Here is a 16,512-nt window from a genome sequence, read left to right as displayed (position 1 = left end):
ATGATCAGTATTATAGTTCCAACTTTCAACCGTCAGGATTACATTGCGGAAACGCTCAAGTCGTTAGTAGAACAAACTTACAACGACTGGGAGTGTATTGTTGTAGATGATGGCAGCACTGATGATACAGAAACTGAAGTCCAAAAATATATTAAAGCGGATTCTAGATTTTGTTTTTACAAAAGGCCTGCAAAGATGCATAAAGGAGCCAATTCCTGTCGTAATTTCGGTTTCACCATTTCTAAAGGAAAATATATCAAATTTCTGGACAGTGACGATATTATTACAGAAGAGTGTCTGGAAAAACAAAACGCTATACTCAATGCAAATCCGGAGATCGAAGTCTGCTTGTCATACGGACGATATTTTGATAATGACACCAAAGAATTAAAAGAATTATGGTCTCGTAATATGGATCACAGCGATTATTTTTTCGGTCACGTGACCAATCAGATCAGATGGCAGACTGCAGATCCGCTATGGAGAAAATCATTCTTTCCAGAGCCTCCATTCCAGGAGGGATTGATGAATTCTCAGGAATGGCTGATGCACGGGCTGTCTTTTTTGAAACTAAAACGCAATGAAATTTATAATCTTAAAGAAACCTTCACATTAATCAGAAGAGGAAACGAAAGGATGAGTTCTATCAGGACATCATTTTATTATAAAAATCAAAGAAATGCCAGGCTATTATTATTAAAAAAAGTTTTACTGGTGAAACCACAATTGTTCTCAGTCCAGATCCAACTTCTAAAACAAATATCTGTCTTCACCTATTGGATGTTGAAAAGAAGAAATGGATAAACTTTAAATTAAATATAATTCATGATCATTATTTATATCATTCTACTTTTCTCGGCATTAGTCAATATTCTGTTTTTTTACTTTGACTTTCTTCCTTTCCTGAAAAATATTCTGAAAGAAAAGAGAAAAAAAAGTACAGCAACAGCAAATAAGGATTTTAAAACGATTGAAAATGAGATTCTAAAAACTTCTTTTGAAATTGTTGAAACAGAAAAGCAACTAACGACCTGGAATAAAAAGCAATATGTTTCCGAAAGATTTTACCATTACATCAAAGGGACAAAATCAGATGAATTTAAGAAATTTCATTTTCCAGTTGCTTTTTTATATCACGGGCTCTCTTCTTATCTTTTGAACACAGACAAATCTGATATTTCAAGATTTAAAAATATATTCGATAAAATACTGGATGATCAAGGCAATCCGAAATTCACAATGGATAAGCCAGATCAGGTTCCATTTGGATTAACATCGCTAAGTCTTTATGAAAAATATGAAGATGAAAAATATTTGAAATTTTCGGATCACATTTACCAGTTTATCATAAAGAATCTGAATGATAAAGGTGTTTTGCTTTATAATAAATCTTCTGATAACCAATATGTTGATGTGTTGGGGATGATAATTCCTTTCCTTGTGAGTTATTACAAAACAACCGGAAATAACGAAGTTTTGAGCCTTGCAAAAAGACAAATTGACTTTTTTGAACAATACGGATTAGATCAATCCACGCATTTGCCTTCTCATGCTTTTCAGTTAAAGAATAAAATAAGAACAGGATCTGTCAATTGGGGCCGAGGTTTCGGATGGTATTTGCTTGGAATAAACGCAGTGAACTCAGTGGACGGATCTTATCTGCCAAAGCTTGAAAAAATCTATCAAACTGTTCCGGAAACCAAGACATTCATCTATTCACAGTTTCCGGGGAGCAGCCATAAAGTTGATATATCTGCAACTGTAATGCTTCTGAATTGTTTCCTGGATTCGGGAATTATCAATATTACCAAAGAAGAATTTATAAACACTTTCCAGCCTTATTTGCAGGATGGATATGTGATGCAGACATCGGGAGATACAATCGGAATCAACGATTATTCTGATTTTTTCGGAAAAAGTGAATTTTCCCAAGGGATGTTTTTATTAATCTTATCAAAACTAAAGTAGAATGAAGAAAATAGCGATTTTAACACAACCATTGATCTCCAATTATGGTGGGATTTTGCAAGACTTTGCACTTCAGAGAGTTTTGAAAAATAAAAACTACGATGTTGTTACAATAGACAGACGCTACAACGGTGTTTCGAAATCCAAATTACTTTTGAGCAACATAAAAAATACGATTATTAATAAACTGCAGCTTGGTAGCAAGAGAAACTTCACAAGTTCGGACATTAATTATATTACGAAAAATCCACGTAGTTTTATATCAAAATATATAACACTTTCTGAGGTTGTAGATCTGGACGAAAAAATGGTAAAGCACTTCAAAAATAATGCTTATGATGTTGTAATTGTGGGAAGCGATCAGGTGTGGAGACCAAGATATTCTCCCAATATTTACGATTATTTTTTTGGATTTTTAAAGGATAATTCCACAACTACGAAATTATCTTACGCCGCGTCTTTTGGCGTTGATACTTGGGAATACAATGAAGAGCAGACAAAGGAAGTTAAAAATCTGATCAGCTTGTTTGATGCCGTTTCTGTAAGGGAAAAAAGTGCTGTAGAACTTTGTAAGGATAACTTGGATACAGATGCGCAATTTGTTCTGGATCCCACATTATTGCTGGAAAAAGAAGATTATCTGAAATTGATTACTAAAAAATCAGACAAGTCTTCGGCATCCATATTTACGTATGTTCTGGATCAATCCGAATCTAAGACCAATATTATAAATTTTGTTCAGAAAAAACTGGGCAAAGAAGTTAGAACAAATCAGCCAAAAGAAGACCAAAAATCATCCTCATCCAAAAATTTGAATGACTTTGCATATCCGCCGATAGAAGGGTGGATTGAATCTTTCGATCAAGCCGATTTTATAGTAACAGATTCTTTCCACGGAACTATTTTTTCTATCATATTTAACAAACCGTTTATAACGATTGTGAATTCCGAAAGAGGCGCAGCACGTTTCAAATCCCTGCTGTCCTTATTAGATTTGGAAGACCGGTTAATTGATGCGTATGATGAGTCTTTAATTTCGGAAAAATTATCATTACCAATTGATTATACCAAGGTTGATGCAAGATTAAAGGAACTGACAGCTGATTCTTTAGCTTATCTTTTTAATAATATCGAAAAGTAAATTTATGAGTTCCTTAAAAACATTTGTCAGCACCTTAAAAGCATTTTATAAAGCACCTAAAAGCCTGCTTCCAAATATGTATGTAAAAGGAAACAGACTGAACTCATCTAGGATTCTTTTTTTTGGAAGAATTACTTTTAATATTGATAAGACTTCGAAAATTAATATTAAAGACGGACATCTGGCTGTCAACAGATATCTGAGAACGAATGACGGAACTTCCGGATCTCTGGAAATGGGAAAGAACAGTACAATCAATGTTGATAAATCTTTTTTTATTCACAGTGGTTGTGATGTCGTGCTTTTGGAAAATTCTGAATTAAATCTGGGTAGCGGCTATATCAATAAAAACTGTCAGATCCGATGTCATCATAAAATATCAATTGGACACGGTGTTGCGATTGCAGAAAATGTTTACATCAGAGACAATGATTCTCATGAATTAATTACAACCGGAAATCAAAACATACAATCAAGCGATATCAGGATTGGCAATCACGTCTGGATTGGAGCCAATGTTACTATTCTGAAAGGTGTATCGATTGGGGACGGAGCTATTGTAGCAGCCGGATCGGTTGTTACTAAAAGTATTCCGGAACATTGTTTGGCCGCAGGAGTTTCGGCTAAAGTAATCAGGGAAAATATTGAATGGAAATAAGATGAGCACAATGTTTTCTGTAGTTATAACCTATTACAACAAGAAAGAATATATCGAAAGATGTATCAGCTCTGTTCTGGATCAGAATTATAAAAATTTTGAAATCATCCTGGTAAACGATGGTTCCAAAGATGATGGCGTGGATTTGGTTCAGGAAAAATTTGGCGACCGAGTTAAGATTATCACTCAAAAAAACGGAGGCGTTTCCTCTGCCAGAAATACCGGAATCTTAAACAGCCAGTACGGATATATTGCTTTCCTGGATGCGGATGATTATTGGAGTCCCTGGTATTTGGAAAGTGCAAAGACGGTTATTGATAAAGAACAGAATGTAGGAATAATCGGCGCACACTACACAAGAGACAAGCTTTTGATTCAGAAAAATGAATCAGAAATTAAATATTATGAGGTTAAAAATTATTTTAAAACAGCCATTAATAATACACTCTTTCTGACATCGGCAACGATTGTGAAAAAAGATTTTTTTGATCATAATGATGCTTTTAATACAAATCTGAAAAGTGGCGAAGACCTGGATGTATGGTTTAGAATCATAGAAAATGGTGGAAAAGCATTTTATATTGAAAATTCTTTGGTTTATTATTCAGATGAAGATCATCATCAGATCACATCAATTTACACAGACCTGGATAGAACTTTAGTCGGGAATATTCAAACATTATATAAAGAATTGTTATCAAAATCGGGAAACAGAGATTTTCAGGAATTTGTAAGCAAATATGTTTATTTTAATATTTATCCTTATTATTTTGACCAAAAAACCAATTCTCAGGCAAAGTCTATTTTGCAGCAAATTAAAATTAGATTTTCTCTAGCGGACTATTTATTTGCAATGCCGACGCATAATTTTTTTCAAAAAATAATAAAACACAAATATAAAAGACTGTATTTTAAATTTCTTTTTAGATATATATACAAATGAAAATTATTCATCTGACCACTTTTCTCGATTTTGGAGGCATAGAACGCAAAAAAGAAAACATTTCTTCCTGGAAAGATGACAATGATTGGGTTTTTGTTGCAATTAACAAAGGAGGTGTTGCTGAAGAAAAAATCAAAGCAAACGACAAAAAGGTTATTTGTTTAAATCTTCCATACAGGATTCCTTCGTTTACAACCATCTTAAAACTGGCCAGATTATTCAGAGAGTTAAAACCGGATGTGATCCATGCAGCCGGAGCCGAAGCCTCTTTTTTCGGTTTCTTTGCCGGAAAACTGGCGAAGGTTCCAAAAATAATTGTCGAAGAAATCGGCATTCCGAATCATTCCAGGTTAGCAAAATCAATATTCGGATTTTTATATAAAAAATCATATAGAACTTTGGTGGAATCCAAAAGTGTTGCGGATTTCTTGATAGGAAATTATAATTTATCGCCAGACATCGTAACTGTCGTTCCAAATTTCGGAACTTTTGATTATGATTTAAGTAAGTTGAAAAGAGTCGAAAGTAATTATTTTAATATTTTAATGGTTTCCAGACTCGAACCAGTCAAAAACATTGAAGGCGTCATCAATGTCATCAGCAGATTTGTAAAACTTGGAATTAATAATATTAAACTGAACATTTTAGGTTCAGGAACTTTGGAAACTTCTTTAAAGGAGAAAGTAGAACAATTACAAATCGCAGATTATGTTAATTTTGTTGGGTTTGTAAAAGATCCTTTTCCTTATTTAATTAATACGGATCTCTATATCCTGAATTCTTTTACCGAAGGTTTTTCAAATTCTTTGTTGGAGGCAATGTACAGCAAAACACCTTCACTCAGCACAACTGTTGGAGCAGCTGAAGATTTGATTAATGATGGAGAAAACGGATTTTTAGTTCCTGCAGACAATGAAGATGCTTTGTTTAATAAACTTAAAGAAATTACCGATCTTGATCCTGAAACACTAATGAAAATAGGAGTCAATGGTTATCAAAGTATTATCGGTCAATATACATTAAAAAGTCATATCAGTCAATTATTAGAAATTTACGATGGGAAAAGTTAGAGTTTTATACACGATGTCAACAGTGGCTTCTGGTGGTGTGGAAAAAAGAAGACTTTCTCTTGCGAAATATCTGGACAAGTCTAAATATGAACTGAAAATCGTTTCCACACATAAAGCGGGCGGTGTTGTAGATGGGTTGGAAAAAGAAGGCGTAGAAATTTTCGAAATCAAAACATTCAAAGGTATTTTCCATTGGGAAAAACATAAGAAGGTTCAGAAGATTATTGATGATTTTAAACCTCACATCATTCACGGAGCTGTTTATGAAGGTGTGACGATGGCTGCGATAAACGGATTTATAAAAAAAGTCCCGATTATTATTCTCGAAGAGACTTCTGATCCTCAAAATAGAAGTTCGAAGGCTAATCTGCTTTTGAGAATGTTTTCTCTTGTTGCGGACAAGTTTGTTGCGATATCGCCTAATGTTTCCGATTACCTAATTAAAACGGCGAAAATATCATCCAAGAAAGTGATCACAATTAATAATGGTGTAGAAATTCCAAGGGAAGTTTCGGACTCGGAAATTCAGAATTGGAAAAGTCAATATTCTATTAATGAAAATGATTTTGTGATTGGAACGGTTGGAAGGTTAATCAATGATCATAAAAAAGTAACCGATATTATCGAAGCTATTCATCTTTTAAAAGAACTGAACAATCTTAAACTGATAATTGTAGGCGATGGAAAAGATATGGAATTGATTAAACAAAAAGCAATTGATCTGGGAGTTCAGGAAAAAGTGATATTTACCGGTTATCAGTACGATTCGGCATCATTTTATAAATTGATGGATGTGTTTTGTATCGCCTCACAAAGAGAAGGCTTTGGATTAGTTGCAGCAGAAGCAATGCTTCACAATTTACCAGTCATTGCAACTAAAGTAGGTGGTCTTCAAAATGTGGTCGTAGATGGCGAAACTGGGGTGTTACTACAACCTCACCAACCTCAAGAAATTGCCGACGCTATTAAAAAGTTGTATGAATCGGCGGAATTACGTCATAAATTTGCACAAAATGGATACAACAGAGCTCTAGAAAATTACACGGAAGAGAGATATGTAAAGGATGTTATAAATCTTTATATTGAATTACTGTCAAGTAAAAATATTCAGGTTTAATAGGTAGTCAAAGGTGTTCCGAGAATCTGTGATTTCACCAGGTAATGTGTTTCAAAAGACGAATAGCAGTATTCAATCGTATCACTATTAAATCGTGTTTAACAAAATTATGTAAAAATAAAAGACCTGGATTTTATTTTTATTTTGCATCTCGATTTCTAATGTTAAAGAATAAATTTACAGTGGTAGAAAGTAAAAGTTGTCATAACAATGCAACGTGTATTGAAACATCATTTTAGTCATTGCTAGTAACGCAAATTGAATAGTTGATTATACATATTGTATTATTAAATTTACAACTATAAAGGGATTACATTATCAAAAAGTATATAAATTGTGGACGAACAATGGACGAACGGTGGACGAACAGTGGATATACAAACTCAAGATTTGTAGTTTTTATTAATTTGGTAAAAAAAATGTAATATTAGTAATTATAATATAACTGAAAATATCAGTTTAATGATGCTAGACGTAATATGAAACAAACAAACATCCTCTTCATCACTTGGGACGGCCCGCAGACTTCTTACATGGAAGGTTTGTTTATGCCTATTTTTCAAGAAATCACAAAGTTGGACGATGTGAAATTTCACGTGTTGCAGTTCACCTGGGCAGATGAAATAAAGGTAAGCCACACCAAAAATGTAGCTGAAAAAATGGGAATTAAGTATTCTGCTTTGCCAATCATCAGAAAACCAAATGTTTCTGTAGGAAGTTTGCTGACAGTTTTTACATCATCCGGCAAAATCAAAAAATACATCAAAGAAAATAATATTGACATCGTAATGCCAAGAAGTACTTTTCCGGCAATGATGATCAATCAAATTAAAGATAGAAACTTCAAGCTCATCTTCGATGCAGACGGTTTACCTATTGAAGAGCGAATAGATTTTGCAGGTCTCAAAACAGATTCTTTTCAATACAAACTGATGAAATCTGCTGAAACCAAAATGCTGAAAAATGCAGATGCTGTTATTACAAGATCTGAAAAAGCAATTGATGTTCACATCAGTAATATTGGCGAAGATAACATAAACAAATTTTCCGTAGTCTTGAATGGAAGAGACAAAAATCTCTTTAAATTAAACACTGATTCTAGAACTGAAGCCCGGAAAGAATTGGGATTGAAAGACGAATTCCTTTTTGTTTATGCAGGTTCATTAGGTCCGCAATATTGTTTGCCGGAGATGCTGGAAATCTTTAAAACGCACTTATTAAAAAATAAATCCAAATTTCTTATTCTGACTGGTAATACAGAATTTGCAGAACAAAATATTCCGGCAGAATTAAAATCAAATATAATTTTGAAATCTGTAAAGTCAGATGAAGTTCCATTCTACCTCAATGCGGCAGATCTGGCTTTTGCTTTAAGAAAACCAACTTTTAGTATGCAAGGCGTCGCTCCAATTAAATTGGGCGAGTATCTTCTGTGCGGTTTGCCGGTGATTGCAAGCAAAGGAATTGGCGATACGGATGATATTTTGGAAAATTTTGAAGAATGTTATCTTTATGATCACGCCGTCAGTTCGGAATCTCAGAAAGAACTTATCACAAACTTTTTAGAAAAGTCTATATTTGCCGACAGAAACCATATTTCGGAAAAAGCAAGAGACTATTTTTCCCTGGAAGCAGCAGCAGAATCTTACATCAAAGCCATCAAGAAAATCAATTAATGAAAATCCTTTATCTCACCAAATACACAAGAATGGCCGGCAGCAGTAGAATGCGGAGCTACCAGTATTTTCCTTATTTGGAAAAAGCAGGGATGAAAGTGACGGTAAAACCTTTTTTTGATGAAGCTTATCTCAAAGACTTTTATGCCGGGAAAAAAAATATCGCAGCAGTTGTTAAATCATACTTGAGACGGTTTTTTGTTCTGTTTACAGTTTCGAAATATGATAAAGTCGTTGTAGAAAAAGAGATTTTCCCATTTCTTCCGGCTATTGCAGAATGGCTGTTGAATATTTTAAATGTCAAATACATTGCAGATTACGACGATGCTATTTTTCATAATTATGATCAAAGCTCCAATCCTGTAATTAAAAAATTATTGGGTAGCAAGATTGCAAAAGTGATGAAATACAGCGGAACTGTTGTGGCAGGCAATCAATATTTGGCAGAATATGCTTCTAAATCTGGTGCGAGAAACATAGAAATTATTCCAACTGTAATTGATTTGAACCGCTATCCGGTAAAAGAAAATTCGGATCCCGAAAAATTTACAGTAGGGTGGATCGGAACAAAAACCACTTTCGAAAAGCACCTTTTGCCTTGCAAAGATTGGATCAAAGCATTACAGAAACAAGATCCAAATATTCATTTCAATATTGTCGGGATTACCGAGGAAATGGATCTTGGCAGCAATGTAAAGTACATCCCGTGGACAGAAAATACAGAAGTTCCTGAAATCCTTAAAATGGATGTCGGAATAATGCCGCTTCAGGATTCTGAATGGGAGAAAGGAAAATGTGCCTACAAATTGATTCAGTATGCAGCCTGCGGGATTCCCGGAGTGGCATCCGATGTAGGGATGAATAAAGAAGTTTGCATCGATAATGAAACAGGATTTATTGCGAAAAGTAATGAAGAATGGATGGAAGAAATTCTATTCTTAAAAAATAACTCTCAGAAAAGAATCGAAATGGGACACAACGCCAGAAAGCTGGTTGAGAACACATTCTGTATTCAGGTGACTGCGGAGCGTTGGAAAGACATATTAACAAAATAATAATGGAGCAGAAAAAATACTTTGATATTCTACAGATTTACAGGGGAATTGCTGCATTGTTGGTTGTGATACATCATACTTACACGTCTTTTGCTCACTTCAACCATTTCGACATTCCTGCATTGGCTTTCATTGCGAAAATAGGAAAGCTCGGTGTAGATTTTTTCTTTATTCTATCGGGTTTTATCATTACTTATACCACTTTTAAATATAGAGGTGACAGCAGTTACTTTAAAAAGTATGCGTTTAACAGGATTATTAGAGTGTATATTCCGTATTTGCCTATTTCGCTGGCAATGTTAGCACTATATTATTTATTGCCAAGTCTCAGTGCCTCAGACCGCTCGATGAGTTTACTGACTTCTCTCACCCTTTTACCACACGGCAATCCGGCCTTATCGGTGGCTTGGACATTGGTGTTTGAGATGTTTTTTTACTTCGTTTTTTCAATCAATTTCTTTTCACGAAAAGGATGGTTCTACTTTCTTGGTATCTGGATCGTCGGAATTATTACAGCTGCAATTATCAAGATGGATCTTAGTCATCCAGTATTGAAGTTGATATTCAGTCTGTATAACCTCGAATTTATTATTGGAGTTCTCATTGCGTATCTGATTCAATATAAGATCAGGATCAAATATGCTTATCTTTTTTCGGCATCTATATTAGCACTGTTTGCATTTCTTGTAGTAAAGTATTTGGATATTAATTTATTTCCGTTTTTTCAAAATCTAATATTTGCATTCTCTGCCTTCTTATTTGTTTATTTAGGAGTGTCTTATTGGAATAAAAGAATCAGTACACGCAATCTATTTATGATGGCTGGTAATTCTAGCTATTCTTTATATTTGCTGCATAATCCTCTGCAGAGTATTTTGGTTAGAATTTTCCCCAAAAGTGATTTGCAATACTTTATATTTTTAGAATTTCTTATCGTGATAATGATTATCGTAATTATCAGTTACATTTATTATATGATTTTTGAAAAGAAAATCATTGCAATTATTAAAAACAAAGTTGATATTTATGTTTCTTGATATCATTTACATACCTATAATTATAGCTTTGGGTCTAGGTTTTATTAATCTTTTCCGAAATGAAATTTCTGCATATGATGAATTGATGCTCAAGCGACTTCTTTTCTTTCATTTATTGATGGGCGCTTATTTTTGCTTCTTCATATTGGGTGATGCAGTTGGATATTGGAAAGTTCCGCAAACATATACTTTTGAAACATTTAAAAAAGGATTGTTCAATGGCGAAGGTACTATGTTTATGTATGCATTTAATTTTCTGTTCTCCAATCTTTTGAACATGTCTTATTTAGCAAATACATTGCTGTATTCTTTGTTTGGATTTATGGGATTGACGTTTTTCTACATTGTTGCGATTAAAAATGTCCAGTTTAACAAAATTATTAATGGGTACGTTTTGTTTCCTTTAATTTTCTTTCTCCCAAACCTCAATTTTTGGAGTGCCGGTGTAGGAAAGGATACGTTATTGTTTCTCTGTATCGGAATGTTTGTTTACGGACTGATGAAGCCCTTTCAAAGAATTCCGCTATTAGCCTTTGCAGTACTGATGTCAATGGCAGTACGTCCACATATCACTTTATTTTTGATGGTTGGATTTGGTTTGGCTTATATTTTAGGGGGTAAAGTGTCTCCTTTTCAGAGATTTTTGTTTTCTGCAGTGATGATAGGAATTGGGATTGCGATCCTTCCAAGTGTAATGCAGTTTGCAAAGATTGAGGAGGCGTCAGCAGAAGGTTTTGATAAATTTGCAACTAGCAAGGCGGCGGTTCTCAGCCGTGGAACTACTGGATCTGCGATTGATATCTCTTCATATCCTTTTCCGTTGAAAGTAATTACATTTTGGTTCAGACCTTTATTTTTTGATGCCCGGAATATCAATGGCCTTATTGCATCAGCTGAGAATTTAATTCTACTGATTATCTTTATAAAAGCAATGAGAAGCAATCCATTAAGAGCATTCAAGGCAGCGCCCTTTGTAGTGAAAGGATTGGTCTTTTTTGTCATTGTTGGGACTTTGGCATTTTCACAATCGCTGGGTAATCTGGGGATTATGATCAGGATGCGAAATATGTTTCTGCCAGGATTGATTATTTTTATGATGTGGGTATTTTCGTATCAGGAATATACGATAAGAAGCCAAAGAAAACAGCTGAAAAAATAGCATGTACAAGAAGTGGTTGGGATTTCCCGTTTTTCTTCTGATATACCATCTGAGCTTTGCTTTGATAGCTTGGCAGTATAATTTGAAAAATCCCAGCGATGCTTACAGATATTGGCATTTGACAGAATCCTGGACAACTTATTTTAAAGTTGGAACAGATGTCATAAAGCTTATCAATTATCCATTTTCGAAAATACTGCAATTGCCTTTTTGGTTTGGCTTTCTATCTTACAGTTTGATTGGTTATTACTCAATTAATAAGCTATATCATTTTGCAAAAGATTACATTAAACCAAATACTAGTTGGAGCAGTTATCTTTTGATGTCTATTTTTTTGTTGCCTAATCTTCATTTCTGGACTTCTATCATTGGAAAAGAGCCTGTTGTTTTCCTGGCAATTACTTGGATAATAATTAATCAGGCCAAAGCCAAATATTTGACGTTTCAGTACATTTTTGGCTGGATTTTATTGATGTTAATTCGACCGCACGTCGCAATGTTCCTGTTGCTCGCTATTTCTTTCGCACTAATTATTAGTGATAATGGCTTTTCCAAAAAGAAAATATGGATTGTAATTTCGTCCTTTATTTTGTCGTCAGGATTATATCTGATGACAATGCATCTGCTAAATCGAAATCCATTTGATATCGCTTATATTTTGGAGAGAAATGATGCTTCATTATTGGCTTTCAAACGGGCAGATTCTTACGTGCCAATGATCAATTATAATATTTTTGAAAGATTTTTCGCACTCAATTTTCGTCCGCTTTTTGCAGATTCGGTTTCACTGTATTCTTTTGTTTTGAGTGTGGAAAATTTGCTGGTTTTAATTCTACTCGTAATGGCTTTATTAATTTATATTCTTCGTTACAGGATAATTAAGTTTGATCTTTTCGCTCGTATTGTACTATTGTTTTTCATCATTTCTTCATTGTTTTTTATCCAGCGTTATTCGTGTTTAGGCATTTTTGTAAGAACGAAAATAATGTATCTGCCATTTGTATTGATATTGGCAGTTAAAATCGTCACTTCATTCAAATCTGCTTCAAACAAAGCCAACTCATAGTTTTTACTAAAAAAATATTGATTTCGACGAATTGAATGAAATATTGTCGAGCTCTGTTTTCCCTATATTTGCAAAAATTATTTTCCGATGGCAAAGCTCTTCCGTGTTACAACCGTTCCTATTTCTGTAGAAAAACTACTGGGAAAACAGCTGACTTTTATGAATCAGTTTTTTGATGTCACAGCCATTTCTGCCGATCAGGAATATCTGGAAAGGGTGGGGAAAGAGTTGGGTGTCAAAACGCATACAATCGAGATGACACGTAAGATAACACCAATTCAGGATCTGAGATCGCTTTGGGAAATGTATTCTTATTTCAAAGGAGAAAAACCGGAAATCGTCCATACACATACGCCAAAAGCTGGACTAATAGGAATGATGGCAGCAAAATTAGCGGGCGTAAAAATCAGACTGCATACTGTCGCCGGCTTACCGCTGATGGAAGCTACAGGAAATAAAAGGAAAGTTCTGAACTTCGTAGAAAAACTGACTTACGGCTGTGCCACAAAAGTTTATCCCAATTCTCAAGGCTTGTACGATTTCATTCTGAAAGAAAAATTAGGAAAACCCGAGAAAATTGAAGTGATTGGTAACGGCAGCAGCAATGGAATTGATGTCAGCCATTTCGATCCGGCTTTGTTCTCCGATGAAGCTAATCAGACTTTGAAACAGCAATTAGGTATTTCCAAAGATGATTTTGTCTTTGTGTTTGTCGGCAGATTGGTCAAAGATAAGGGAATCAATGAGTTGATTAATGCTTTTAAAACATTGCAGCTTTCAAATCCTCAACCTCTCAAACTCCTTTTGCTTGGTCCGTTGGAGCAGGATTTGGATCCGTTGTCACAGGATGTTTTGGATGAAATTGAAAAGAACGAAAACATCATTTCTGTCGGTTTTCAAAAAGATGTAAGGCCGTATTTTGCAATCAGCAATTGTCTGGCATTTCCAAGTTACAGAGAAGGTTTTCCCAATGTAGTTTTGCAGGCGTTGGCCATGGGAATTCCAGCCCTGGTTTCCAATATCAATGGCTGTAATGAAATTGTAAAAGAAAATTATAACGGCTTGATTTTTCCTCCAAAAGATGAATCTTCTCTTCTTGATTCGATGGAAAAAATTCTGAAAAATGATCTTTACAATGATATTCAGGCAGTTTCAAGATCCAGTATTATGATCTACAGACAGGAAGTCATTTGGGAATTATTAAAAGAAAATTATGATAAACTTATGATTTCGTAACCTTCCATTATAATCATTCATAAAAATTTAACATTATCATTAGTATGTTTAATTGGTGATTATGTTAATTTTTTAATATTTAATGACGATTATTTTTTTTAATTTTGCAATTAGAAAATTTATCGGTTATGAAAAAAAGTCTAATATTTTTTGTCCTGACGCTGTTCGGTTTTACAGTGTTTCAGGCACAGTCCATTCAGTATGCTTACCCAAGTTTTAAAAAAAGGTTCGAAGCTCCAATCACCACATATTGTGTAAACAATGGCGGCGGTTGTGGGACTAATGCTGCCTATCAGGGAGCTAATTTGGGAACATTTGTAACAGGTGGTAATGTCTTGAGATTGAGTGGTGTGCAGACTAGAGTTAACAGATGTTCCGGTCAAACGGCAACTGCTGTTACAGTTTACTACAGAGCTTACTCTACAGCTGCTGGTCCTGGCGCAACTGCTTTTACCGCAATACCGCTTGTCAAAGGCGCAACTACTGCTAATTCATGTGGCGGTACAGACGAGACTTGGGCTGTGTCTTACAGTGGCGATGGAACATCATTAGCAACAAATTTTACGACTGGCAACTATACCTTGGAAATGTATTATTCGGTAACAACTTCTTCAGGAGCTGTTTTACTTAATAATGCGGGTGCAAATTACAAAGCAACTTTCGCACTAGTGCCAGATACTACCTGGAACGGAACCGCTTGGAACTATGGAAAACCGGCTTTGCAATCCAATGCTATTTTCGCTGCTAATTACAATATGACAGGGGAAAGTTTGTCTGTAAACAATATTACAATTAACTCAGGTGTTACTTTATCACTTCAGTCAGACAGATCTTTTAAAGTAAATGGAAACGTTGTGAACAACGGGACAATCCTTGTTAACAACAATGCAACTTACCTACTGGTAGATGGTTCTACAAGAACTGGTACTGGAAAAGTGACGGTAAAAAGAGAAGCCAACCTAAAGAAAAATGATTATAATTACTGGAGCAGCCCGGTAAGTGGTCAGAATCTTTTTGCTTTTTCTACAGGCACACCAACTAACTATTTCACCGTGTATGATGAACCTACTGATACATTCAAAAGAACTGGTCTCAGCGCATCATCTACATTTGCTTCTGGCATCGGATATGCCATCAGAGGAAAAGATTCATATTCCCCAACATCACAGATCACAGAGATGTTCACATTCGAAGGATTAGATCACAATGGAAATATAACAGTCAATCTGCAGAGAAGTGCTGGTGCAGATAAAGGTTATAATTTGGTAGGAAATCCATATCCGTCTAATATCAATTTCGCAACACTTTACAATTACGGAAGCAACAGATCAGCGATATTCAACAAGCAATGGTTCTGGACAACTTTAAATGATGTGAAAACACAGCAGGGATCTAATTATGCTGGTAACAACTACGCCACTTTTGTTTCCGGTGTGGGAGGTGTTGGTCCTTCTTATGTCTCTGGAAATATTGAGGAACCTTCTCTACGACCACTAGGTTTTACAAAAGTGGGTCAAGGCTTCCTTGTACAGGCAAGAGCAAATAATGTTGCACTGACTTTTACCAATGGAATCAGATCTTCTAACACAGCAGACTCTATATTTTTCAATAAAGATGGAGAGGATGACGGCGAAGGAGATGATGATGGCGGCGACGAAGGTGAGCCGACTATCGATAGATATTGGTTGAAATTTATCAATCCAAATAATATTGCAAATACAATCCTTGTAGCGCACGTTCCTTATGCTACAGATGGATACGATGAGGATTACGATGCTAATTTATTTTCTTTAGGTCAGGATTCTTTCTTCTCTGTTGTGAGTCCTTATAGATTACAGATTCAGGCACGTCATTATCCTATAACTGCTGCAGATCATTTTGGTCTAGGCTATGTTTCTTCTGTTGCGGGAGTTGCAAAAATCGCTTTGGATGATAAGGAAGGTGTTTTTAAAGATAATTTGAAAGCCATCTATCTGAAAGATAACGTTACCGGAACAATCACCAATCTTCAGGAACATTATTACTCATTCACAACGGCAAAAGAGACAAACGAAAACAGATTCAGTATCCTTTATGAAAATGCTGTACTTTCTGCAGGTGCTTCTCAAACCAAAGAATTAATCGTGTACAAACAAAATAATGAGTGGGTAATCAAAGGAGATCAGAATATCAGTTCTGTTGATGTTTATGAAGTCTCAGGAAAATTGGTTAATTCTGTTTCTGCTAACAATTCTAAAGAAGTCAGAATTAATAACACGAAACTTGTCAAAGGTGTTTATATTCTAAAAATTACTACAGACAAAGGTGTGAAGACCAAAAAAGTAATTTTATAAATCATATTCAAATATTTTTTCTAAGCCAGCCTTTTTAGGTTGGCTTTTTTAAT

General features: G+C 34.8%; 14 protein-coding genes. All 14 read left to right on the top strand.

The window, feature by feature from the left end:
• The 14 genes from LUD75_RS03835 (at position 1) to LUD75_RS03770 (ending at position 16,459) form a co-directional block, all read left to right on the top strand.
• Positions 1-804, top strand: a complete 804-nt coding sequence (locus tag LUD75_RS03835; protein ID WP_232704374.1) for a glycosyltransferase family 2 protein — start codon at positions 1-3, stop codon at positions 802-804.
• Positions 805-825: 21 nt separating this feature from the next.
• A complete protein-coding gene (locus tag LUD75_RS03830) occupies positions 826-1,968 on the top strand; it encodes a glycoside hydrolase family 88 protein (RefSeq protein ID WP_232704373.1) in 1,143 nt (380 codons plus the stop codon).
• Between the two features lies 1 nt (position 1,969).
• Entirely contained in the window at positions 1,970-3,109 is a 1,140-nt protein-coding gene (locus tag LUD75_RS03825; protein WP_232704372.1) for a polysaccharide pyruvyl transferase family protein, read from the top strand.
• A 4-nt stretch (positions 3,110-3,113) separates the two neighbouring features.
• Positions 3,114-3,767, top strand: coding sequence for an acyltransferase (locus tag LUD75_RS03820; protein WP_232704371.1), 654 nt, complete (start codon positions 3,114-3,116; stop codon positions 3,765-3,767).
• Position 3,768: 1 nt separating this feature from the next.
• Entirely contained in the window at positions 3,769-4,710 is a 942-nt protein-coding gene (locus LUD75_RS03815) for a glycosyltransferase family A protein (protein ID WP_232704370.1), read from the top strand.
• Entirely contained in the window at positions 4,707-5,780 is a 1,074-nt protein-coding gene (locus LUD75_RS03810) for a glycosyltransferase (RefSeq protein WP_232704369.1), read from the top strand. The genes LUD75_RS03815 and LUD75_RS03810 overlap by 4 nt, the downstream gene beginning before the upstream one ends.
• Positions 5,767-6,897 (top strand): glycosyltransferase family 4 protein, encoded by a 1,131-nt coding sequence (locus tag LUD75_RS03805; protein ID WP_232704368.1) that lies wholly within the window; start codon positions 5,767-5,769, stop codon positions 6,895-6,897. The genes LUD75_RS03810 and LUD75_RS03805 overlap by 14 nt, the downstream gene beginning before the upstream one ends.
• 479 nt (positions 6,898-7,376) lie before the next feature.
• A complete protein-coding gene (locus LUD75_RS03800) occupies positions 7,377-8,573 on the top strand; it encodes a glycosyltransferase (RefSeq protein WP_232704367.1) in 1,197 nt (398 codons plus the stop codon).
• Positions 8,573-9,628, top strand: a complete 1,056-nt coding sequence (locus tag LUD75_RS03795; protein WP_232704366.1) for a glycosyltransferase — start codon at positions 8,573-8,575, stop codon at positions 9,626-9,628. Before LUD75_RS03800 ends, LUD75_RS03795 begins: the two co-directional genes overlap by 1 nt.
• Before the next feature lie 2 nt (positions 9,629-9,630).
• Positions 9,631-10,665 carry an acyltransferase gene (locus LUD75_RS03790; RefSeq protein WP_232704365.1) on the top strand — a complete coding sequence of 345 codons (1,035 nt, stop codon included), beginning with the start codon at positions 9,631-9,633 and terminating at the stop codon, positions 10,663-10,665.
• Positions 10,655-11,824 carry a hypothetical protein gene (locus LUD75_RS03785; protein WP_232704364.1) on the top strand — a complete coding sequence of 390 codons (1,170 nt, stop codon included), beginning with the start codon at positions 10,655-10,657 and terminating at the stop codon, positions 11,822-11,824. Before LUD75_RS03790 ends, LUD75_RS03785 begins: the two co-directional genes overlap by 11 nt.
• A 1-nt stretch (position 11,825) precedes the next feature.
• Positions 11,826-12,890, top strand: coding sequence for a hypothetical protein (locus LUD75_RS03780; RefSeq protein WP_232704363.1), 1,065 nt, complete (start codon positions 11,826-11,828; stop codon positions 12,888-12,890).
• A gap of 87 nt (positions 12,891-12,977) precedes the next feature.
• Positions 12,978-14,126: a glycosyltransferase family 4 protein gene (locus tag LUD75_RS03775; protein ID WP_232704362.1), complete on the top strand. Its 1,149-nt coding sequence runs from the start codon at positions 12,978-12,980 to the stop codon at positions 14,124-14,126.
• A 128-nt stretch (positions 14,127-14,254) separates the two neighbouring features.
• Positions 14,255-16,459, top strand: coding sequence for a T9SS type A sorting domain-containing protein (locus LUD75_RS03770; RefSeq protein WP_232704361.1), 2,205 nt, complete (start codon positions 14,255-14,257; stop codon positions 16,457-16,459).
• Positions 16,460-16,512: the final 53 nt, after the last annotated feature.

It is taken from the genome of Epilithonimonas sp. JDS, from assembly GCF_021261315.1.
In the GTDB taxonomy this organism is placed as follows: Bacteria; Bacteroidota; Bacteroidia; order Flavobacteriales; family Weeksellaceae; genus Epilithonimonas.
This window is presented reverse-complemented; position numbering and strand designations above follow the sequence as displayed.

Excerpts from the sequence above, each read along its gene's own strand:
- LUD75_RS03835 (WP_232704374.1), top strand. The coding sequence starts at position 1 with ATGATCAGTATTATAGTTCCAACTTTCAACCGTCAGGATTACATTGCG.
- LUD75_RS03830 (WP_232704373.1), top strand. The coding sequence starts at position 826 with ATGATCATTATTTATATCATTCTACTTTTCTCGGCATTAGTCAATATT.
- LUD75_RS03825 (WP_232704372.1), top strand. The coding sequence starts at position 1,970 with ATGAAGAAAATAGCGATTTTAACACAACCATTGATCTCCAATTATGGT.
- LUD75_RS03820 (WP_232704371.1), top strand. The coding sequence starts at position 3,114 with ATGAGTTCCTTAAAAACATTTGTCAGCACCTTAAAAGCATTTTATAAA.
- LUD75_RS03815 (WP_232704370.1), top strand. The coding sequence starts at position 3,769 with ATGAGCACAATGTTTTCTGTAGTTATAACCTATTACAACAAGAAAGAA.
- LUD75_RS03810 (WP_232704369.1), top strand. The coding sequence starts at position 4,707 with ATGAAAATTATTCATCTGACCACTTTTCTCGATTTTGGAGGCATAGAA.
- LUD75_RS03805 (WP_232704368.1), top strand. The coding sequence starts at position 5,767 with ATGGGAAAAGTTAGAGTTTTATACACGATGTCAACAGTGGCTTCTGGT.
- LUD75_RS03800 (WP_232704367.1), top strand. The coding sequence starts at position 7,377 with ATGAAACAAACAAACATCCTCTTCATCACTTGGGACGGCCCGCAGACT.
- LUD75_RS03795 (WP_232704366.1), top strand. The coding sequence starts at position 8,573 with ATGAAAATCCTTTATCTCACCAAATACACAAGAATGGCCGGCAGCAGT.
- LUD75_RS03790 (WP_232704365.1), top strand. The coding sequence starts at position 9,631 with ATGGAGCAGAAAAAATACTTTGATATTCTACAGATTTACAGGGGAATT.
- LUD75_RS03785 (WP_232704364.1), top strand. The coding sequence starts at position 10,655 with ATGTTTCTTGATATCATTTACATACCTATAATTATAGCTTTGGGTCTA.
- LUD75_RS03780 (WP_232704363.1), top strand. The coding sequence starts at position 11,826 with ATGTACAAGAAGTGGTTGGGATTTCCCGTTTTTCTTCTGATATACCAT.
- LUD75_RS03775 (WP_232704362.1), top strand. The coding sequence starts at position 12,978 with ATGGCAAAGCTCTTCCGTGTTACAACCGTTCCTATTTCTGTAGAAAAA.
- LUD75_RS03770 (WP_232704361.1), top strand. The coding sequence starts at position 14,255 with ATGAAAAAAAGTCTAATATTTTTTGTCCTGACGCTGTTCGGTTTTACA.